Source organism: Enterobacter cloacae complex sp. FDA-CDC-AR_0132, assembly GCF_003010695.1.
GTDB lineage: Bacteria > Pseudomonadota > Gammaproteobacteria > Enterobacterales > Enterobacteriaceae > Enterobacter > Enterobacter ludwigii.
Genome location: NZ_CP027618.1, coordinates 4,594,561 through 4,615,354, shown reverse-complemented (window position 1 = coordinate 4,615,354; position 20,794 = coordinate 4,594,561). Strand labels below are relative to the sequence as shown.

The window sequence follows — 20,794 nt, the reverse complement described above, 5'->3', positions numbered from 1 at the left end:
TAAAAGAACCCGGTTATTGGGTTTTTTCAACCCATTGATGAAAGGTCAGGCTGGCATGATACCCGTGACTAAATGGGCTGCGAGCAGGCACTGTGGCAGAAGAGAACGACGACAAAACGGAAGCCCCCACACCCCACCGACTAGAAAAAGCGCGTGAGGAAGGGCAGGTCCCCCGATCCCGAGAATTGACATCCCTGCTGATCCTCATCGTAGGCGTGTGCATTATCTGGTGGGGTGGGGAGGCGCTCGCCCGCAAACTGGCGGGAATGCTCTCGGCTGGCCTACGTTTTGACCACAGTATGGTCAACGACCCTAACCTGATCCTCAGCCAGATAATCCTGCTCGTTAAAGATGCCATGCTTGCGCTGTTGCCCCTGATTACCGGCGTCGTGCTGGTGGCGCTGGTCTCGCCCGTAATGCTGGGCGGTCTGGTGTTTAGCGGGAAATCGCTGCAACCCAAGTTTTCGAAACTGAACCCGCTGCCGGGGATTGCGAAAATGTTCTCGGCGCAAACCGGTGCGGAGTTGCTTAAAGCGATTCTGAAATCGGTCCTGATGGGCAGTACCGGCGGTTTTTTTCTGTGGCACCACTGGCCGGAAATGATGCGCCTTATCAGCGAATCGCCGTTAACCGCGATGAGCAATGCGCTGAACCTGGCCGGGCTCTGTGCCCTGCTGGTGGTGCTCAGCATTATTCCCATGGTGGGTTTTGACGTTATCTTCCAGCTTTACAGCCACTTCAAGAAACTGCGCATGTCTCGTCAGGATATTCGTGATGAATATAAGCAGATGGAAGGTGACCCGCACGTGAAAGGGCGTATCCGCCAGATGCAGCGTGCTGCCGCCCGTCGGCGGATGATGGAAGATGTGCCAAAAGCCGACGTCATTGTGACTAACCCGACACACTATTCCGTTGCGCTGCAGTACGACGAAAACAAAATGAGCGCGCCGAAAGTGGTGGCGAAAGGGGCGGGGCTCATCGCTCTGCGTATTCGTGAAATTGGTACCGAAAACCGGGTGCCCATACTCGAAGCGCCTCCGCTGGCGCGAGCGCTGTATCGCCATGCGGAAATTGGACAACAGATCCCAGGACAACTCTACGCCGCGGTGGCGGAAGTGCTGGCCTGGGTATGGCAGTTGAAACGCTGGCGTCTGGCTGGCGGTCAACGGCCTGTGAAACCTGAGAACCTTCCGGTGCCTGACGCGCTGGATTTTATGAACGAGAAGGACACTGATGGCTAATCTGGTGGCAATGTTGCGCCTGCCCGGCAACCTGAAATCGACGCAATGGCAGATCCTTGCCGGACCGATTCTCATCCTGCTAATTCTGTCGATGATGGTCTTGCCGCTTCCGGCGTTCATCCTCGACCTGCTTTTCACATTCAACATTGCGTTGTCCATTATGGTTTTGCTGGTGGCGATGTTCACCCAGCGCACCCTTGAGTTCGCCGCATTCCCGACCATTCTGCTGTTTACCACCTTGTTAAGGCTGGCGCTGAACGTGGCGTCAACCCGTATCATTCTGATGGAAGGCCACACCGGTGCTGCCGCGGCGGGTAAAGTGGTTGAGGCATTCGGCCACTTCCTGGTCGGCGGTAACTTTGCCATCGGTATCGTGGTGTTCGTCATTCTCGTCATCATTAACTTTATGGTTATCACCAAAGGTGCCGGACGTATCGCGGAAGTGGGCGCGCGTTTTGTGCTTGACGGGATGCCGGGCAAGCAGATGGCCATCGACGCGGATCTGAACGCCGGGCTTATTGCCGAAGATGAAGCCAAAAAGCGCCGCTCGGAAGTGACGCAGGAAGCTGACTTCTACGGCTCAATGGACGGTGCGAGTAAGTTTGTTCGCGGTGATGCCATTGCGGGCATCCTGATCATGGTGATTAACGTGGTCGGCGGCCTGCTGGTGGGCGTGCTGCAGCACGGTATGGACATGGGCCACGCGGCGGAAAGCTATACGCTGCTGACCATTGGTGACGGTCTGGTGGCGCAGATCCCGGCGCTGGTCATCTCAACGGCGGCGGGGGTTATCGTGACCCGCGTCAGTACCGATCAGGATGTTGGCGAGCAGATGGTCGGGCAGCTCTTCAGCAACCCGCGCGTGATGCTGCTGGCCGCCGCGGTGCTGGGCCTGCTCGGGCTGGTGCCGGGAATGCCAAACCTGGTGTTCCTGCTGTTCACTGCGGCATTGCTGGGCCTTGCCTGGTGGATGCGTGGCCGTGAGATGACCCCGGCAGCGGAACCTGCCCCGGTAAAAATGCCGGAGAACACGCAGGCCGTGGAAGCGACCTGGAACGACGTTCAACTGGAAGACTCGCTGGGAATGGAAGTAGGGTATCGCCTCATCCCGATGGTCGATTTCCAGCAGGATGGCGAACTGTTGGGCCGAATCCGCAGCATCCGTAAAAAATTCGCCCAGGACATGGGCTTCCTGCCGCCGGTGGTTCACATCCGCGACAATATGGATCTGCCGCCTGCGCGCTATCGTATTCTGATGAAAGGTGTAGAGATTGGCAGCGGTGATGCTTATCCTGGCCGCTGGCTGGCTATTAACCCGGGCACCGCGGCGGGTACGCTGCCGGGCGAGCAAACCATCGACCCGGCCTTTGGCCTGGCTGCTATCTGGATTGAAAGCGCGCTGAAAGAGCAGGCGCAAATTCAGGGCTACACCGTGGTGGAGGCGAGTACCGTGGTGGCGACCCACCTGAACCATCTGATTGGACAATTCTCGGCAGAGCTGTTTGGTCGTCAGGAAGCCCAGCAACTGCTCGATCGCGTCACGCAGGAGATGCCGAAGCTGACGGAAGATCTCGTGCCAGGCGTTGTGACGCTGACCACGCTGCACAAGGTGCTGCAAAACCTGCTCGAGGAAAAAGTGCCGATCCGCGATATGCGTACCATTCTGGAAACCCTCGCCGAGCATGCACCGTTGCAAAGCGATCCGCACGAACTGACGGCGGTGGTGCGCGTGGCACTGGGGCGGGCGATCACGCAGCAGTGGTTCCCGGGCACCGGGGAAGTGCAGGTTATCGGCCTCGATACGCCGCTTGAACGTCTGCTGCTGCAGGCTCTGCAGGGCGGTGGAGGGCTGGAACCTGGCCTGGCCGACCGTCTGCTGGAGCAAACACAAGAGGCGCTGGCGCGTCAGGAGATGCTGGGTGCGCCACCGGTTCTGCTGGTGAACCATGCGCTGCGTCCGCTGCTGTCGCGCTTCCTGCGCCGTAGCCTGAACCAGCTGGTCGTGCTGTCGAATATGGAGTTGTCGGATAACCGTCATATCCGTATGACGGCGACGATCGGAGGAAAATAATGCGTAAGTGGTTATGGATCTTACTTTTTCCGCTGGTGGCCCAGGCCGCCGGGGAAGGGACCTGGCAGGCCAGCAGCATTGGCGTGACCCTCAGCAACCGCGGTGTCGCCATGTCTTCGCGACCGCTATCACCGACTGAGCCGGTGTCCGGTCTGATGACCCTGGTGGTCTGGAACTACACGCTTATTGGCCCAACGCCAGCCGGGCTTCGGGTACGACTGTGCTCCCAGACACGCTGTACGGAAATTGACGGAGAGAATGGCACCACTCAGGCCTTCAACGGCGTGCCTGCTGTCGAACCTTTGCGCTTTATCTGGGAAGTGCCAGGCGGCGGACGCCTGATCCCTGCGCTGAAAGTTCAGCGTAATTCCGTCATCGTCAACTACCGCTAATACCCCGCTTTCTACGCCAGCCATCAGCCATTTCTGATGGCTGGCTCGCAAAAAATGACCTCCTCTTTTGATGTAAAAGAAACGCTGTTTTATAAATCAGTGACACGCGTAACGACACTCTTTGCATTTTTGCCAGCCGCTTGCCGGTGATGGCAAAAACAGAAAGGTATCACCAGGTCGATACTCTTACTGTAGCCGTGTAATAACTCCCGGATCAGATTTTGCTTACAGGGAGTCTCCCAAAACTGAGTAGGGTTGACGGCAATGAAAACACGAAAAATTGGACTCGCAAATTATCTTGCTTACGGGTCAGGCGATTTCCTCGGGGCGGGAACCACCGCCCTGACGGCGGCCTGGCTTTTGTATTTTTATACAACGTTCTGTGGACTCTCCCCGATTGAAGCAACCTTCATCTTTGCTGCCGCAAGGGTACTGGATGCCGTCGTCAGCCCTTTGATGGGCTTTTTGACCGATAACTTTGGCACGACCTGGCTCGGCAAGCGCTTCGGTCGGCGTAAGTTCTTTATTCTGCTGGGGATCCCGTGCGTATTCAGCTACTCCCTGATGTGGGTGGGGGAGATGAGTTTCTGGTATTACCTGCTGACCTATCTGGTGTTCGATATCGTCTACACCATGATTCTGGTGCCGTACGAAACGCTGGTGCCGGAAATGACCGATGACTTCAAACAGAAAACCCGCTTCTCAGGTGCCCGTATCTCGATGGCGCAAATGTCTGCCATCCTGGCCTCATTCCTGCCGGGGATCCTGCTCACGCATTTCGGCAAAGACAATGCGGTCTCCTTTTTCTATGCAAGCCTGGTCTTCTCCGTGCTGTGCGCGCTGATGCTGATGCTCGTCTGGTTCTTCACCTGGGAGCGACCGCGGGAAGAGTGGAGCGAAGCCGCCCTGCGTGCCGAAGAAGAGAAGAAAAAACTGTCGCTCGGGCAGAGCCTCAACCGCCTGTTTGTGGAGTTGAGCTCAACGCTGCGCGTGAGAATTTTCCGTCAGCATCTGGGGATGTACCTTGGCGGGTATATCGCCCAGGACGTCTTTAATGCCGTGTTTACCTACTACGTAGTTTTCGTGCTGATGCAGGAAGCCTCCATGGCCTCCAGCCTGCTGGGCACGATGGCCATCTTCCAGTTTATTGCGGTCATCGCCATGATCCCGCTGTGCATTCGCTTCGGACCCGCGCCGTCCTATCGGATGGTCGTGGTGCTGTTTGGCCTGGCATCGCTTTCCTACGCCGTGCTGTATTACGCGGGCCTGAGTGATATCTACTCTCTGCTATTGCTGGTCTCTGCAGTTGCCGGTCTAGGACGCGGTGGGATCAACTATGTGCCGTGGAATACCTACACCTACATTGCTGATGTCGATGAAGTGATCACCGGCCAGCGCCGCGAAGGGATTTTCGCCGGCATCATGACGCTGACCCGTAAAGCCTCGCAGGCGGGGGCGGTAATGCTGGTGGGCATTGTGATGCAGATGTCCGGCTTTGTCAGCGGACAAAAGACCCAGCCCGCGGAAGTGAGCCACACCATTCTGCTGATCCTGAGTGTGGGAACGCTTCTGGTTCTGTTCTGCGGCTTCCTGGTCTCGCTGCGTTTCAAACTCAATTTGCACACCCACACCACGTTGCGTGAAGAGACCGCCAAAATGCGCGCGTCTGGCCGCGCCATTCCTGAGAGTGCGACATCAGAAGCCCGCGCCACCGTGGAGATGCTGGCCGGTCTGCCTTATGCGTCGCTGTGGGGCAATAACAACATCGGTTATCTGAATCGTAATAAGCCTGCGGCACCTTCGCTGAAGGGGCGTGCGGTACTGAATTCGACATACAACAGAGGTTAAGATAATGAAAGTTTGGCCGGTCAAACACAGTCCACTCCTGCGTCAGCCTGCGCATTTCATCGCCCGGGACGAGCTGAAATCGCTGATTGAAAAGGTGACGCATAACCTCGTTAATATCCACGATACAACAGGTGAGTTTTTACTGCGCCTGGACGACGGGCGGGTCATTGACACCAAAGGATGGGCAGGCTGGGAGTGGACCCACGGCGTGGGGTTATACGGTATCTGGCAGTATTACTGCCAGACGGGCGACGAAGCGATGCGTGACATCATTGACCGCTGGTTTGCCGATCGTTTCAGGGAAGGGGCGACCACCAAAAACGTGAATACCATGTCACCGTTCCTGACGCTGGCTTATCGTTACGAAGAGACCAGAAACCCGGCCTGGCTGCCGTGGCTGGAAAGTTGGGCGGAGTGGGCCATGAATGAGATGCCGCGCACCGACCATGGCGGCATGCAGCACATCACCCTGGCGGAAGAGAATTCTCAGCAGATGTGGGATGACACGCTGATGATGACGGTTCTGCCGCTGGCGAAAATCGGCAAGCTCCTTAATAAACCGGAGTACGTTGAAGAGGCGGTGTATCAGTTTCTGCTGCACGTGCAAAACCTGATGGATCGCGAAACCGGCCTGTGGTTCCACGGCTGGAATTACGAAGGCCACCATAACTTTGCGAAGGCACGCTGGGCACGAGGCAACAGCTGGCTGACCATCGTGATCCCGGATTTCCTTGAGCTGGTGGATTTGCCTGAACATAACGCCGTTCGTCGCTACCTTGTGCAGGTGCTGAACGCGCAGATTGCGGCCCTCGCCAAATGTCAGGACGATAGCGGCCTGTGGCATACGCTGCTCGACGATCCGCACGCCTACCTTGAGGCGTCAGCTACGGCAGGCTTTGCCTACGGTATTCTGAAAGCGGTGCGTAAACGCTATGTCGGCGCGGAATATGCTGAGGTGGCGGAGAAAGCGATTCGCGGCATTGTGGGAAAAATCTCGCCGGAAGGGGAGTTACTGCAGACGTCGTTCGGTACGGGGATGGGCCGCGATCTGGCGTTCTATCGCCAGATCCCACTCACGTCGATGCCCTATGGACAGGCCATGGCAATCCTGTGTTTAACGGAATACCTGCGCAAATATTTTTGAACATAAAAAACCCGGCGATGGCCGGGTTTGTTTATTACATGCGCTCTACGGTTTCGATACCCAGGGTATCCAGACCCAGCTTCAGGGTCTTCGCCGTCAGCTGAGCCAGCTTCAGGCGGCTGTTGCGGACCGCTTCGCTTTCCGCAGACAGGATAGGGCAGTGTTCGTAGAAACCGGAGAACAGACCCGCCAGATCGTACAGGTAAGAGCACATCACGTGCGGGGTACCGTCACGTGCGACAACGGCCAGCGTCTCTTCAAACTGCAGCAGACGTGCCGCCAGCTGGGCTTCGCGATCTTCGGAAATGATCACCTCAGCATTGGCCAGCGCGCTTTCATCGATACTGGCTTTACGGAACACGGAGAGCACGCGGGTGTAGGCGTACTGCATATACGGCGCAGTATTACCTTCAAAGGCCAGCATGTTATCCCAGTCGAAGATATAGTCGGTGGTACGGTTCTTGGAGAGATCCGCGTACTTCACTGCACCGATACCCACGGCGTTGGCGAGTTTTTCCAGCTCATCGGCAGGCATATCCGGATTCTTCTCGGCCACCAGACGGCGGGCGCGTTCCAGCGCTTCGTCCAGCAGGTCGGACAGCTTCACGGTACCGCCCGCACGGGTTTTGAACGGCTTACCGTCTTTACCCAGCATCATGCCGAACATATGGTGTTCAAGCGGCACGGAATCCGGCACGTAGCCTGCTTTGCGCACGATAGTCCACGCCTGCATCAGGTGCTGGTGCTGACGGGAGTCGATGTAGTACAGCACGCGGTCCGCATGCAGCGTTTCGTAACGGTATTTTGCACAGGCGATATCGGTGGTGGTGTAGAGATAGCCGCCATCCTTTTTCTGGATGATCACGCCCATCGGTTCACCTTCCTTGTTTTTATACTCATCAAGGAACACGACCGTAGCGCCTTCGCTCTCAACCGCCAGGTTTTTGGCCTTCAGGTCAGCCACAATGCCAGGCAGCATCGGGTTATAGAGGCTTTCACCCATCACATCGTCACGGGTCAGGGTAACGTTCAGACGGTTATAGGTGAGCTGGTTCTGGGACATGGTGATGTCAACCAGTTTACGCCACATCTCGAGGAAGTACGGGTCGCCGCCCTGCAGTTTTACCACGTAACTGCGCGCGCGCTCGGCAAAAGCATCGTCTTCGTCGTAGTGTTTTTTAGCTTCGCGGTAGAACCCTTCCAGGTCTGCCAGGGCCATCTCACCCGCGTTTTCCTGCTGCTGTTTTTCCAGGTAAGCAATCAGCATCCCGAACTGGGTACCCCAGTCGCCCACGTGGTTCGCGCGGATCACTTTGTGACCGAGGAATTCCAGGGTACGCACGGCCGCGTCACCGATAATAGTGGAACGCAGGTGCCCGACGTGCATCTCTTTCGCCACGTTTGGCGCTGAGTAGTCAATCACCACGGTCTGCGCTTCTGGCTGGGAAACACCCAGACGGTCAGATTTCAGCGCCGCGTCAACGTGGCGTGCCAGGAAAGCAGGCTCAAGGAAGATGTTGATAAATCCAGGGCCGGCGATTTCAGTTTTGCTGGCAATACCGGTGAGATCCAGATGAGTCAGCACCTGCTCAGCGAGTTGTCGCGGCGGCATACCCAGTTTTTTAGCCACTGCCATCACGCCATTAGCCTGATAGTCGCCAAACTGTACTTTTGCTGACTGACGAACCTGCGGTTCGCAATCCGCAGGCGCACCTGCGGCAATCAGTGCCTGACTGACTTTTTCGGAGAGAAGAGCCTGAATATTCACCTGGATACCTTACATTTTTGAAGCGGGCAAATAACCGCCCGCGCCAGTTAAAGAATTTAGGGCGGGAGTATACTGCAAATGCCTTCTGGCGTCAGCATTGCGGGGGCCGAAGATTGCTCAGAATCCAGGCTAAGAAAGCATGCATAAACATGCAGTCGTAAAAACCGCTATTCAGAGGTTGGTCGAAAGAGGGCAACAGAGTAAATTAGCGGCTTTGCGACACGATAAGAGACTGACGTATGGCGAACTGGCACTCCATTGACGAACTGCATGATATTTCCGCAGATTTACCGCGCTTCACCCAGGCGTTCACAGAACTTGCCACCCGCCTTGGTCTGGATATTGCGCCGCTTGAGGCCGATCACATCTCCTTGCGCTGCCATCAGAACGCAACCGCCGAGCGCTGGCGTCGCGGATTTGAACAGTGTGGCGAGTTGCTCTCAGAGAACGTCATTAACGGTCGCCCCATCTGCCTGTTCAAACTGCATGAACCGGTGTGCGTGGCTCACTGGCAGTTCAGTGTGGTCGAATTGCCCTGGCCGGGCGAGAAACGCTATCCGCATGAAGGCTGGGAGCATATCGAAATTGTCCTGCCGGGTGAGCCCGAAACGCTGAATGCTCGTGCACTGGCGCTGTTGTCTGATGAGGGTCTGAGCAAGCCTGGCATTTTTGTGAAAACAAGTTCCCCGAAAGGCGAACGTGAGCGTCTGCCAAATCCTACTCTGGCCGTCACTGACGGACAGGTTACCGTGAAGTTCCATCCCTGGACGATTGAACAGATTGTTGCCAGCGAAGCATAAGATGTGACCGTACGCTGAGACCGGGCGTAGCCTGCGTGTCATGATGGTGCGTTAAGTGGATATTAAGGAGGATGTAATGGCGCTGCTGGAGATTTGTTGTTACAGCGTGGAGTGTGCCGTCACCGCGCAACAGCACGGGGCAGACCGCATTGAACTGTGCGCCGCACCCAAAGAGGGTGGGTTAACGCCTTCATACGGGATGCTGAAGTCTGCCCGTCAGGCTGTCACCGTTCCGGTACACCCGATTATTCGTCCTCGCGGCGGCGATTTCTGTTACACGCCGGGCGAGTTCAGTGCCATGCTTGAAGATATCACTCTCGTTGGCGATCTGGGATTCCCCGGCCTGGTTATTGGGTTGCTTGATGAAGACGGCAATGTCGATCTGCCGCGCATGCGTCAGGTCATGAACGCGGCAAAAGGGATGGCGGTCACTTTTCATCGCGCGTTTGATATGTGTAAAAATCCCCTGCAATCCTTTGATATTCTTGCTGAACTTGGCGTGGCGCGGGTTCTGACATCGGGTCAGCAGTCCTCTGCTGAAAAAGGACTGCAATTAATTACGGAACTAAAAGCACATTCCGGTGTTCCAATAATAATGGCGGGTGCGGGAGTGCGTGCCAGCAATATGGAACTGTTTTTAAACGCCGGGGTAGAGGAGCTTCACAGCTCTGCGGGCAAATGGATGCCATCGCCCATGCGTTATCGCAACACAGGGTTGTCAATGTCGACGGATGCTGAAGCGGATGAGTACTCACGCTACGGTGTAGAGGGAGAGTCGGTTGCGGTAATGAAATCGATGATTGAACGTCATCACGTGTAGCAACGTACCGATTTTTACCGCGCATCATGTCGCCCAATATGATGCTTGCTTGTACCAGGCCCCTGCAATTTCAACAGGGGCCTTTTTTTATGCCCCTTACCCTAACCCTCTCCCCAAAGAGGAGAGGGACTGTACAGTGCGGTCTTTTCTCCCGCGCCCCTTTGGGAAGAGGACCGGGGGAATCTACGGTTTCGTCGCGATCAACACCGCGCGCATTGGCGCAGGATACCCTTCGACAGTCTTGCTGTGGTCTGCCGGGTCGAGGAATTCCGCCAGCGATTCGGTGATCATCCAGTCGGTGCGACGCTGTTCTTCAGTTGACGTTACGCAAACATCGGCAATACGGACATCCACAAAACCGCACTTCTCCAGCCAGTTTTTCAGCGCCGGCGCGGAAGGGATAAAGTAAACGTTCCGCATCTGCGCATAGCGATCGCCCGGCACCAGAACGGTATTTTCATCACCCTCTACCACCAGCGTTTCCAGCACCAGTTCGCCGCCGCTGACCAGCTGATCTTTCAGCTGCCACAGATGTTCGAGTGGGGAGCGGCGGTGGTACAGGACACCCATCGAAAACACGGTGTCAAACGCCTTCAGGGCAGGGAGCTGCTCAATACCCAACGGCAGCAAGTGCGCGCGCTGGTCGTTACCCAGCAATTTACGCACCGCTTCAAACTGGCACAGGAATAGCTGCATAGGGTCAATCCCCACCGCCAGATGTGCCCCTGCGCCAATCATGCGCCACATGTGGTAACCGCTGCCGCAGCCAACATCCAGAATGGTTCGCCCGGTCAGGTCGGAAAGGTGAGGCAGCACGCGATCCCATTTCCAGTCAGAACGCCATTCAGTATTAATGTTAACGCCGTAGAGTGAGAACGGACCTTTGCGCCACGGCATCAGGTTACGCATCAGCGTTTCAATGCGGTTTATCTGCCCGGGCGGAAGCGGCGTTTCGCTTTGCGCGGTAACACTGTGGAGCAGATCCAGACGGTGTGGGGTCAGTTCCGGCAGAAACTCCACCGCGTTGGACCACTGCTTTAACAGACCATGCTGCTGATCCCGCTGCCAGGCAGCAATTTGTGCAGGCAGCGTCTCCAGCCAGTGGGAGAGGTGGTTTTTGGCAATCAGCTGATAGAAATTACTGAACTCGATCATGCGATGTCCCCACCTTTCAGCGCCACCAGCGAGCCGAAGTTGAAGCACTGGAACCACAGTTCGCTGTGCTCGAAGCCTGCCTGACGCAGGCGTGCTTTATGGGTTTCGACGGAGTCCGTCAGCATCACGTTTTCGAGCATGCTACGTTTCTGGCTAATTTCCAGTTCGCTATAGCCGTTGGCCCGTTTGAAGTCGTGGTGCATATTGAACAGCAGCTCACCCACTTCGGCATCTTCAAAGCTGAATTTCTCGGACAGCACCAGCGCGCCACCGGGTTTCAGGCCTTTATAAATTTTGTCCAGCAACAGCTGACGGTCTTCAGGCACCAGGAACTGCAGAGTAAAATTCAGAACCACCAGCGACGCGTTATTGATGTCGATATCACGGATATCACCTTCCACAACCTCGACTGGCGTCGGGGCTTTATACGCGTCGATGTGGCGACGGCAGCGTTCCACCATGGCCGGGGAGTTATCGACGGCAATGATTTTGCAGCCTTCATGGTGAACGTTACGACGAACAGACAGCGTTGCCGCGCCGAGCGAGCAGCCCAGATCATACACCTGCGTGCCGGGTTGAACGAAGCGCTCAGCCAGCATGCCGATCATAGAGATGATATTGGAATAACCGGGAACAGAGCGCTGGATCATATCCGGGAAGACTTCGGCTACCCGTTCATCAAAGGTCCAGTCGCCCAGGCTGGCGATAGGCGCGGAAAAAAGCGTGTCGCGATCTGACATAACGTAAAAATCCGGGAAAAATAAAGTGGCGTATTGTGCGCTAATGGAAGGAGAAAACCAACTCCCACGGCATATACCAAAGGTTAGCCAGCACCATCAGCAAAAGCGAACACCAGGTCGCGCTCATGCCGGAACGACGCCAGCGAAATAAGCGGTGGTGAAAGCCGTAATAATGCATTAACCGGCCGGCAATCAGAAGCAGGCCGCAGACGTGCACCATCCAGGTTTCCGCGCCGTTCATTTCCATAAACAGCAGCAAAATTAACGCAACGGGGATGTACTCAACCGCGTTACCGTGAATGCGGATAGCGCTCTGTAACTCCGAAAAACCGCCGTCACCGTAAGAAACACGATACTGCATTCGCAGGCGCACAACATCAAATGAAAACTTAATCAGCAGTAATGCACCTAACACCGCATACAGCGCGCTGACCATACTAACTCCCTGTTTTTGGCAGATGGCACCTTCCTATGATAGGGGCTGATATCAGAAAAGAGAAGATTGTTGTGGGATAGAAGGGGCGTTGCCAACGGACGGAACCGCAGCCTGCAAGGCCTGCCAGAGAACATCGACCAGTTCGGGGGCGTGAGCGATATCCGGCGTATGGAGAAAGAGATACGGCGTGGTGGTTTGCTCCCATTTCGCTAATTTTTGCAGCCAGACGGCGAACATCTCCTGGTTTTGCTGCATGTTATCGCTGCCGATAAACCTGACCATCGGGTTTTGCGCGGTGACCACGGCGTGAACAGGCACTCTGGGCTTTTTACGCTGGGCATCAATGATGGCCTCGTTATGCGGAATGGCGCTGTGCACGGGACGGCTGTCGAGGATTACACCTTTCTTATGATACACTTCTTCAATCCTTCATAACTCATCATAAACCCCATGCCAAAAGCAATCTCATACATACGATTTTCTACAAAAATTCAATCAGTTGGTGATTCTACTAAGCGTCAAAGCAAGTACATTAACGATTGGTTAAAACGAAATCCCGATTACTATTTAGACGAATCATTACGTTTTCAGGATTTGGGTATAAGCGGCTTCTCTGGTGCTAATGCTAAGTCAGGTGCATTTGGTGAATTTCTAGCCGCTGTTGAATCTGGCTACATTGAAGCGGGTTCAGTCTTACTTGTTGAATCTCTGGACAGGGTAAGCCGTCAGGACATTGATACAGCAGGGGAGCAGCTTAGAAAGATTCTCAGGTCTGGCGTTGAAGTGGTGACACTTGTCGATAACGAGTGGTACACGAAAGAAAGCCTGAAAGATTCACTGTCCATGATTAAAGCGATGCTGGTGATGGAACGAGCACATGAAGAATCAGCGATGAAATCTACCCGCTTAAGGTCTGTATGGGCTGCTAAAAGAGAACGGGCTGCTAAAGGTGAAATCATGTCTAAGCGTTGTGCAGCATGGTTAAAGGTCTCTGAAGACCGTTCACGATTTGAGTTCATCCCTGAGAATGTGAAAGCTGTTCAGCGTGTCTTTCAGCTACGGTTAGAGGGATTATCTCACGTCAAGATAGCCAAACAAATGAATGATGAAGGGTTTTCCACTCTGAACCAGTTCAAATCCGTTACAGGTGGCTGGTCTCAATCATCGGTCACAGAGTTGCTTTCAAACCGTTCAGTGATTGGCTTCAAGGTTCCGTCTAAATCGATGGCTGTAAAGGGTGTATCTGAGATTCCTAACTATTACCCCTCAATAATCACCGATGAGCAATTCTACGCTGTACAGCAGCTTAAACAGGGTTCAGGGCGTAAACCCTCATCTGACCTACCTTTGCTAACGAATCTCTTCAAAGGCGTTCTCAGGTGCTCTGAATGTGGCTTTATTGTCGTTGTTGCGGGTGTCTCTGCTAAGAGGTCTGGTATATACAAATGCTCGATGAAGAGTGAAGGGCGTTGTAATAGTGTTGGGTTCAGCAGATTGCAGACTGACCGCGCATTGGTTCAGGGGCTTCTGTATAACGCTAACCGTCTTTTCCTAAATCGTGATAACGGCTCTGCTATTGGTGCTCTTCAAGGTGAGTTAGAACAGCTTCAGAAACAGCGTGAGAGGCTCATTAAACTGGCTATGTTGGCAGATGATACAGAATCAATGGCTAAGGATTTGAAAGCCCTGAATAGTCAAATTAAAGACGCTGAGAAGGCTGTCTCAGAGGTTCACCAGCGAGAGCAATCAAGCCAGCTTGAGACAATAAGCCATCTTGATTTAACCGTGAAGAAAGACCGGATAGAAGCACAAATAATCATTAAACGGATAGTGAAAGAGATTCGACTTAACACGGCTGAAAAGAAATGTGATGTCTTACTACACAACGGGTTAAGGCTACTTAACTTCCCACTTGATATGGTGGTTGACGGCGCTCAATGGCTGGAGATTTTACCGCTGATTGATGGTGATGAATTCGACTTTGAAGGGTTCTCTACCAAGCCGCGACACTTAGCGTTCGAAGAGGCTCCAGAGTGGGTGAAAGAATTAGAATTCAATAGTAAGATACAATGATTATATTTATAGGATATTTAGAAGGATATTATGAACGAAATTGTTAAAGAGCCAGTAAGTCAGATAGCTCAGTCATTTAGAGACAGAATTTCAAGTCCATTATGGGGGTATGTTTTTTTCTCTTGGGTATCCTGTAACTGGACTAATATCTTATTTGTCTTTATGAGTAAGGAAGATATCGAGACTAGAATACATACAGTACTAATTCAGCCTAATTTATGGGTGAATTACTTTTGGACTCCTATTTTAATAGGGGTGATGCTTTTCGTTCTTATGCCATTTGCGCAATGGGGTTTATCTCTATGCCATAACTGGATTTCTAAAAAGAAAAAAGAAAGTGATAAACTAAGTGCGCTGGAAAAGTACCAGGATGATATTGACCTTGCCGATAAAAAAATCGAGGCTGAAAATGCTGAAAGCCTGTCAAGACAGAAAGAAAATGCGAAAAAGGATTTGGTTGAAGCAAGAGGTCAGACCCGCTTGTCTATTTTAAATGCTAGAAAAGCTAAGATTGATAATTCGATAGAGGGACTAAAAAACGCATTCGCTGAATCGCAAAAGAAGCTAGATGAAATTAATTATGAGCTAAAAACAATTGAAGATAAGGTTAATTCAAAACTGGAGCAATATCAATCCGCGAGTGAAAGAGTGAATGCAATAGCTGAATTGTATTTTACTTATGAAAACATTGAATCAAGAGAGGGGTTTGTTTCATTCTTAAATGATATAAAAGAAAAGAAACTTATCGCGCATTCTTTTCTTAGTCGGAGGTATGATTTGATGTTAGACAAGGAACTGAAGTATTTAGATGGAAGTAAAGATAATGAATAACGTTTGTTTAATAAATTGATTGGGAAAATAAATGGCCACATAAATCAATAAATACTTTGAAAGTAGTGAGCCAGTTTTACTTTAGGGTGATGTATATCCCTACCTGATAGTTCTATCCGTGTGTAAAGAGTCCGCTGATTAATAATACTCTACAGGTTTTATTGAAATAATAGGGGCTGCGCGCCCCTTCTTTTCACTGTTTAAAAGTTATCTCTCAATACTTCATCATATCTTTCAATTAGAGTTAATTGCTTTTTACTATCTTTGTAGCTATCAACCCATCTATCAACAGCTTCATCAAAGATGAATAAAAAGTCTGTAAAGTTGAAATATACAATTTCATCATGATACTGAGTCGGATGACCTTTTTTGCAAATGGCAATACTCAGGCGTCGATGCTTTTTCTTCAGAACATCTCTGGAGTTGAGGTTGGTCATGTGTAATAGAGAGTTTCTCAACTGATAGACTTCGTCAGATGTAATGTCTAACTTGCTGATTTCTGAATAGGTATCGAGCCATTGTTGGAAATTCCTTTTCACGTCACCATATTCAAGGTAAGCAATGGTATCAATTAATGAAACAAGTAGCTTAAAGCTCGATATATAGTGTTTTTGATTAAAGAGCAGCTTCACAGGCTCCATGTGGTCATCATTAATCAGCTTTTTGAGATGGAATTTACTCCCTGTTAAATACTTATTAAGGTAGTCTGGAATATCAAGAACCCCCTCAATATGATAGTTAGGGGTGTGTTCATTCCGTAATTGTTCATCTACCGGATGCTTAATATGATATTGTAACTTACCCTGAACAACTGGTGTGACAATCAGCAAGGGGTTAGCAGGGGCTTTAACAGCCTCAAGAGCCAACTCAAAGGGCATGTAACTATTACCCACTCGCAAGTTGGTGTTGTACCTTGTAAGTGTCAGTTTTTTGTCATCATCGAGTACAGAAGGGTGAATGTCATGGAATGACCTACAAGAAGCTAAATCAGTGTCTAACTGCTTGCTTAAAAATTCCAGCTTTTGATTATCGTCACCATCTCGTTCATGAGCAACGATTCCGCAATGTGTGATGTGAACTCCATCAGGACAAAAGCAGAACAGGTTATAAATGGTTTCTTTCATTTCCTCTGAAGCTCCTTTGCTGCATAGTCCTTATTATCATACTGAAAAGGTCGTCATTGAGACAATTAATAAGGCGCTATGGTTAGACGGGATTCCTTTTTGATTTCTGAAATTTCCATAGTGACCCCTTCAATGACTTGTTAATCCTGAAAGGTAGCCGTTTAGATGGCTAAATTAACAGTGAAAAACAGTATTCCCAGATGAGGTGAAAAAATCTATCAATGCCAGTAATTTAAATAGTTGTAGCCTATTAACTGTTCTTTATTCAGAACAGGCGTTATTCAATGAATTTAATCCTGTTTAAATTTCTTCTTTGCTCCAAAGTAACCACCAGCAGTTGAGGCTGCTATATAGGTAATCATAATCTGAATGGTGTTGCGGGAAACATCCGACACAAAGTAATCATCAAAGATGCTTATATAGCCATCAGACGTATCAGCCACACGTTGAATCAGGTCAATAAGCAATATGTGATTCAGGTATAAAAAGGCTGCAACGTTAAAGATGGCTAGTACCCACCCCAACTTGCTCAACTCTTTACCTTTACACCATAAGTATGAGGTCATCCCGCAACTGAACGAACAATAACCGATGATTGGGGCAATCAATGCCGCTGTATGTAACATGCTCTTACCGTCTATGTTAGGGGCTATCAAGTGGCTTTTAAGATAATTGATTGGTCATTTGGTTACAATCAGCCCTCAGTCGATGCAGTCTCAAAAGGAAGTGGTTTTGATACTGCTGAAAAGTGTCTCTGACGGTGTGATTAGGTTGTCTCAAAAGCTTGATTTTGAATTTTGATACATGTATTATTTTGAGACTAGGTTTTGAGACAACTTTCAGGGAATCACCATATGTCATCTGTAATCGCTTACGTCCGTGTATCAACTTCTGACCAGACTATTGAGAATCAGAAGCAGCAGATTAAAGAAGCTGGCTATCAGGTAGGCAAGTGGTTCTCTGATGAGGCTGTATCAGGTGGCATTAAGGCTACAGAGCGTAAAGGGTTCGGTGACCTGCTGAACTATGTCCGTGAAGGTGACACGATGATTGTTATCGCTATTGACCGCTTAGGCCGTAACACTATTGATGTTCTCTCAACGGTTGAGACTTTACAGGCCAAAGGAGTAAAGGTTATCAGTCTCCGTGAAGGATTCGACCTGTCTACACCAGTGGGTAAGGCTATGGTCACTATGATGGCTGGACTGGCTTCTTTAGAGAAAGACTTGATAGCAGAGCGCAGAACAGCAGGGATTAAACGTGCGCAGTCTGAAGGGGTTCACTGTGGCAGACCGATTAAAGCAACCGCTGAACAGGTTCAGGAACTAATTGGACAGGGGATGTCGCCAAAGCAGGTACAGGATGAGTTACAGATTAGTAAGGCAACTTTCTATCGACTGAACAAGTAACAATTAGATAGTGATTCACAATGCCCCTTTATTGGGGCTTTTTTTATGTCTGGCGTTTATCAGGATCCCTGTAACGCATTCTAAGCAGTCTTTGTTATTAACCTATGGGTTAGGGTTACTATCATTAAATAATCGCTTAGAACGCTGTACAGGCTCAGATATGTTCATTTTTTGCCATTGGTATGGAATCTTTGAAAAGGGCGCTACTAAGCAGACAGATTCAGACTATCCAAAATCTTCAAAGGTGCTCTAGATATGCTGAAAGTTTCCGGTAAAGCTGAAATAAAAATAGGTCTGGAAATTTTTAAGAAAAATAATATTTGTGAAAATTCATCCACCAGCTTCAAAGACGCTTTCACGGATCCCGATATGGTTTACTGTAAGGCTACAAGGTGGAAACCAGAATCACCGATGAGCGAAGCAAGGTGAGGTTAGAAGGGCTTCTTTAAAGAACTCTTAAAAGATACTCAGAGACAAGAAGATGAAAAACAAAGAACAAAAAGAATCTGTTAAGAGGTTTTAGGGTAGCATAAAAAACAATCAATTACAATCGGTTGATGTAAATAAATCATGGTGATTCAGGGCGTTAGCCCTCTTTACAGTACTCTATTTAGTTATTCTGTTCTCTATTCTTATCTTTATTCTAATAGCGTTTCCTTTTGGCATACCCCCTATGCCGTTTTGGTACACCCCCCACTCCCTTTTGGTACACCCCCCATACCGTTTTGGTATACCCACCCTTCAACTAATCATACAAAAAAGAATCCCTTATACTATTTGAGATTAAAAATCAAACAAATATGTTGACAGATTGTTAATGTATTGTTACAGTAATTATATAGCTTATTGAATTGCATGAAGGAAAGCCCAATGAGAAAAGACATCCCACAGCAAGTAACAATCCGCGTTGAAGTATCACACGCCATTCACCGTAAAATTGTTGAAATGGCAGCGAAACAGGGTGTTAGCTATTCAGCCCTGATTAAAAACATGATTCGTGAAAATGTAATCACAGCTTAAACCGAACAATATACGGCCTTGTCAAAAGGCATTTCTGATATTAGGAAAATCCCATGAATGAAACTCTATGAAATCCCGTTTACCCCCGCTTATAGTGATGTAACCCGAATCACTTCTTTCAACGGTGTTAAGTTATCTCTTTCAGCTAAAATGATTTACCTGTTTATGGTAGGTCTTCAAAGAAACGGTCAAGAAGTCTTCCCCTCAATCAATTACCTGTGTGAATTGTTCGGTATTGGACGAAAGGTTGCTTTAGGGGCTTTAACCCAATTACATGAATCAGGTCTTATTAGTTCTATTCAGCGTTATGATAGTTCTAAGGTGTACACAGTTGAAATCATGCCACCTGAATTAATTAAACGCCACCAGCAAGATAATAAACCTGAATCAGTATCTGAACCAGAGACCATAATTACCAGTGATTCTAATAATGTCCTTCCCTTTCCAGTGATTGAAGGAGATGAGAATCCAGTTATTGACGTTGTAGAAGAGATTGAACCAGTTATTATCCGTCTTTCTAAACCAAAGCCTAAATCAGAAAGTAAACTGAATTATCTTTTTGTCAGTGATTCAGAGGAAGACGACGAACCAATTAAAATGCCAGTTTATGAGGAATTGTAAAATGAAATACGTAGTGGTGCATATTGCGCCAGCACTAATAAAAAAGCTAGAAGCGCTATCTAAGCTGTACGGCCTGAGCCGTCAGAAGACCTTAGAAATTATCGTGAAAGAGGAGTTAAACAATGCCGGATAAGAAACAGGCTTCAGTAGTCAATATGCCAGTCAAGACGCTTGAACTATTGAGTCAATTAGGTGAAAAATATGATTTAACACGACAGCAGACCTTAGCGGTGTTGCTCAATAAGAAAATGAATGAGATTAGTGGTTGTGATAAAATAATAGTTGTGTGACTTTAACAATGCAAAGGTATCACTACTGTGAGTGGAAGCAGACAATATGAACCTTTCAGTTGATAAAATTGGAAGTTATTGCTTTTCGCTATAGCACTCAATTCTATTGCAGTATATAATATAGCCGTCACTAAGTATTCATTATTGGTAATGAGGCAACAGATGAAAGCTGTGGATTTAATAAAGAAAATGGAATTGTATGTTCATTCCGCACTTTACGCTTGTGAGTTGGCCGTCGCTGCTAATTCGGCAATGTCATTTTCGGAGGAGAAATGGTCTACTGCCCCAAGTTTACATAGTGCAGCAAACCGTCCAAGATTGGATAAAACAATCCTCCCATTAGCTCTGAAGACATCCGAACTATTCCAGCTTGCAATACATGTTATTAATGACTTTAAAACTCCAGAAAAAGGAAAAGGTGGGGGGCGAAAGTTCATTAATATTCATGAAATGACTAAGCCTGAAGAAATTATGTCGGCGCAAACAATTCTTTACTTGTTTTGCCTGCTGGAAGAATATGAATTCTATGTCTACGAAAAGGAATTGTCCTCAAATTTACAGAGGGTTTGTAATGATGATAAATACACCTTGAAAGATGTAGAAGAGTATGGCATAGAAGGCATTAGAAGAAAAAGCATTGACAGGCATATGGCAGAGTATCAATTCTCCTCATGTCGTAAAAGAATTAAACGGTGGGGGAGGTTGGGTGTAAAAGAGTTATCTGAAAATCAGATTTCTCTTTATGAAGTCATCTCAAAAAGACGAAATGAACTTACCCATTTATCATCACCTGAACCAGCTTCAAGACTTGAGGCATTGAACTACTATTTAGTTTGCCGAAATATTGTCCGGTATATATCGATATGCTTCGGTGATAAAAGTATCGATGAAGTTGATGTTGACTGGGAAGTTTGGTCTGAGCTAGAGCATAGCATTCAAAATGATAGTTCAGTTAATGATTTGGCAAAAATGGTTCGAGATGGTGGCGCCAGAGAGTAAAGCTTGAAATTA

The 20,794-nt window shown here is 49.6% G+C and carries 22 protein-coding genes and 1 pseudogene; 16 read left to right on the top strand and 7 right to left on the bottom strand.

Features of this window, described 5'->3' with window-relative positions; genetic code table 11:
* Positions 1 to 92: 92 nt before the first annotated feature.
* The 5 genes from flhB (at position 93) to bglB (ending at position 6,696) form a co-directional block, all read left to right on the top strand.
* A complete protein-coding gene (flhB, locus tag AM379_RS22415) occupies positions 93 to 1,241 on the top strand; it encodes a flagellar biosynthesis protein FlhB (RefSeq protein WP_014170659.1) in 1,149 nt (382 codons plus the stop codon).
* On the top strand, positions 1,234 to 3,312 hold the full coding sequence (flhA, locus tag AM379_RS22410) for a flagellar biosynthesis protein FlhA (RefSeq protein WP_014170658.1): 2,079 nt from the start codon (positions 1,234 to 1,236) through the stop codon (positions 3,310 to 3,312). The genes flhB and flhA overlap by 8 nt, the downstream gene beginning before the upstream one ends.
* Entirely contained in the window at positions 3,309 to 3,704 is a 396-nt protein-coding gene (gene flhE, locus AM379_RS22405; protein WP_123266835.1) for a flagellar protein FlhE, read from the top strand. Before flhA ends, flhE begins: the two co-directional genes overlap by 4 nt.
* A gap of 264 nt (positions 3,705 to 3,968) precedes the next feature.
* Positions 3,969 to 5,552, top strand: a complete 1,584-nt coding sequence (locus AM379_RS22400; RefSeq protein WP_106504278.1) for an MFS transporter — start codon at positions 3,969 to 3,971, stop codon at positions 5,550 to 5,552.
* Positions 5,553 to 5,556: 4 nt separating this feature from the next.
* Positions 5,557 to 6,696, top strand: coding sequence for a beta-galactosidase BglB (bglB, locus tag AM379_RS22395; RefSeq protein WP_106504276.1), 1,140 nt, complete (start codon positions 5,557 to 5,559; stop codon positions 6,694 to 6,696).
* A gap of 34 nt (positions 6,697 to 6,730) precedes the next feature.
* Here bglB and argS read toward each other — a convergent pair whose 3' ends face one another.
* Positions 6,731 to 8,464 (bottom strand): arginine--tRNA ligase, encoded by a 1,734-nt coding sequence (gene argS / locus AM379_RS22390; protein ID WP_014170653.1) that lies wholly within the window; start codon positions 8,462 to 8,464, stop codon positions 6,731 to 6,733.
* A gap of 239 nt (positions 8,465 to 8,703) precedes the next feature.
* On the opposite strand from argS, the gene AM379_RS22385 reads away from it, so the two are divergent.
* Both AM379_RS22385 and cutC read left to right on the top strand, forming a co-directional pair.
* Complete coding sequence (locus AM379_RS22385) at positions 8,704 to 9,264, top strand: VOC family protein (RefSeq protein ID WP_020883387.1); 561 nt, start codon at positions 8,704 to 8,706, stop codon at positions 9,262 to 9,264.
* 76 nt (positions 9,265 to 9,340) lie between these two features.
* Positions 9,341 to 10,084, top strand: coding sequence for a copper homeostasis protein CutC (cutC, locus tag AM379_RS22380; RefSeq protein WP_020883388.1), 744 nt, complete (start codon positions 9,341 to 9,343; stop codon positions 10,082 to 10,084).
* Between the two features lie 183 nt (positions 10,085 to 10,267).
* Here cutC and cmoB read toward each other — a convergent pair whose 3' ends face one another.
* The 4 genes and pseudogenes from cmoB to AM379_RS22355 all read right to left on the bottom strand — a co-directional run.
* Positions 10,268 to 11,239, bottom strand: a complete 972-nt coding sequence (gene cmoB / locus AM379_RS22370; RefSeq protein WP_020883389.1) for a tRNA 5-methoxyuridine(34)/uridine 5-oxyacetic acid(34) synthase CmoB — start codon at positions 11,237 to 11,239, stop codon at positions 10,268 to 10,270.
* Complete coding sequence (gene cmoA, locus AM379_RS22365) at positions 11,236 to 11,979, bottom strand: carboxy-S-adenosyl-L-methionine synthase CmoA (RefSeq protein ID WP_020883390.1); 744 nt, start codon at positions 11,977 to 11,979, stop codon at positions 11,236 to 11,238. The genes cmoB and cmoA overlap by 4 nt, the downstream gene beginning before the upstream one ends.
* A 40-nt stretch (positions 11,980 to 12,019) precedes the next feature.
* Positions 12,020 to 12,415, bottom strand: coding sequence for an MAPEG family protein (locus AM379_RS22360; protein ID WP_020883391.1), 396 nt, complete (start codon positions 12,413 to 12,415; stop codon positions 12,020 to 12,022).
* Positions 12,416 to 12,466: 51 nt separating this feature from the next.
* Positions 12,467 to 12,814, bottom strand: a pseudogene (locus AM379_RS22355) (DUF72 domain-containing protein); the annotation flags it as partial.
* A 51-nt stretch (positions 12,815 to 12,865) separates the two neighbouring features.
* On the opposite strand from AM379_RS22355, the gene AM379_RS22350 reads away from it, so the two are divergent.
* Complete coding sequence (locus tag AM379_RS22350) at positions 12,866 to 14,488, top strand: recombinase family protein (protein WP_106504272.1); 1,623 nt, start codon at positions 12,866 to 12,868, stop codon at positions 14,486 to 14,488.
* Between the two features lie 30 nt (positions 14,489 to 14,518).
* A complete protein-coding gene (locus AM379_RS22345; protein WP_106504270.1) occupies positions 14,519 to 15,319 on the top strand; it encodes a hypothetical protein in 801 nt (266 codons plus the stop codon).
* 200 nt (positions 15,320 to 15,519) lie between these two features.
* On the opposite strand, the gene AM379_RS22340 is transcribed toward AM379_RS22345, so the two are convergent.
* Positions 15,520 to 16,443 carry a hypothetical protein gene (locus tag AM379_RS22340; protein WP_106504269.1) on the bottom strand — a complete coding sequence of 308 codons (924 nt, stop codon included), beginning with the start codon at positions 16,441 to 16,443 and terminating at the stop codon, positions 15,520 to 15,522.
* Positions 16,444 to 16,733: 290 nt separating this feature from the next.
* Positions 16,734 to 17,069 carry a hypothetical protein gene (locus AM379_RS22335; RefSeq protein ID WP_106504267.1) on the bottom strand — a complete coding sequence of 112 codons (336 nt, stop codon included), beginning with the start codon at positions 17,067 to 17,069 and terminating at the stop codon, positions 16,734 to 16,736.
* Positions 17,070 to 17,297: 228 nt separating this feature from the next.
* Here AM379_RS22335 and AM379_RS22330 point away from each other — a divergent pair, with 228 nt between their 5' ends.
* From AM379_RS22330 to AM379_RS22320, 7 genes are all read left to right on the top strand, one after another.
* The gene (locus AM379_RS22330) at positions 17,298 to 17,852 is read left to right on the top strand and encodes a recombinase family protein (protein WP_106504265.1); all 555 of its coding nucleotides are present in this window, start codon (positions 17,298 to 17,300) and stop codon (positions 17,850 to 17,852) included.
* Between the two features lie 255 nt (positions 17,853 to 18,107).
* Complete coding sequence (locus AM379_RS24175) at positions 18,108 to 18,281, top strand: hypothetical protein (RefSeq protein WP_158701868.1); 174 nt, start codon at positions 18,108 to 18,110, stop codon at positions 18,279 to 18,281.
* Between the two features lie 441 nt (positions 18,282 to 18,722).
* Complete coding sequence (locus tag AM379_RS24170; protein WP_154598168.1) at positions 18,723 to 18,872, top strand: hypothetical protein; 150 nt, start codon at positions 18,723 to 18,725, stop codon at positions 18,870 to 18,872.
* Positions 18,873 to 18,929: 57 nt separating this feature from the next.
* The gene (locus AM379_RS22325; RefSeq protein ID WP_045626078.1) at positions 18,930 to 19,493 is read left to right on the top strand and encodes a helix-turn-helix domain-containing protein; all 564 of its coding nucleotides are present in this window, start codon (positions 18,930 to 18,932) and stop codon (positions 19,491 to 19,493) included.
* Position 19,494: 1 nt separating this feature from the next.
* Positions 19,495 to 19,626 carry a hypothetical protein gene (locus AM379_RS24520; protein WP_256044401.1) on the top strand — a complete coding sequence of 44 codons (132 nt, stop codon included), beginning with the start codon at positions 19,495 to 19,497 and terminating at the stop codon, positions 19,624 to 19,626.
* Entirely contained in the window at positions 19,616 to 19,783 is a 168-nt protein-coding gene (locus AM379_RS24165; protein WP_154598169.1) for a hypothetical protein, read from the top strand. Before AM379_RS24520 ends, AM379_RS24165 begins: the two co-directional genes overlap by 11 nt.
* 162 nt (positions 19,784 to 19,945) lie before the next feature.
* Complete coding sequence (locus tag AM379_RS22320; RefSeq protein ID WP_106504262.1) at positions 19,946 to 20,782, top strand: hypothetical protein; 837 nt, start codon at positions 19,946 to 19,948, stop codon at positions 20,780 to 20,782.
* Positions 20,783 to 20,794: the final 12 nt, after the last annotated feature.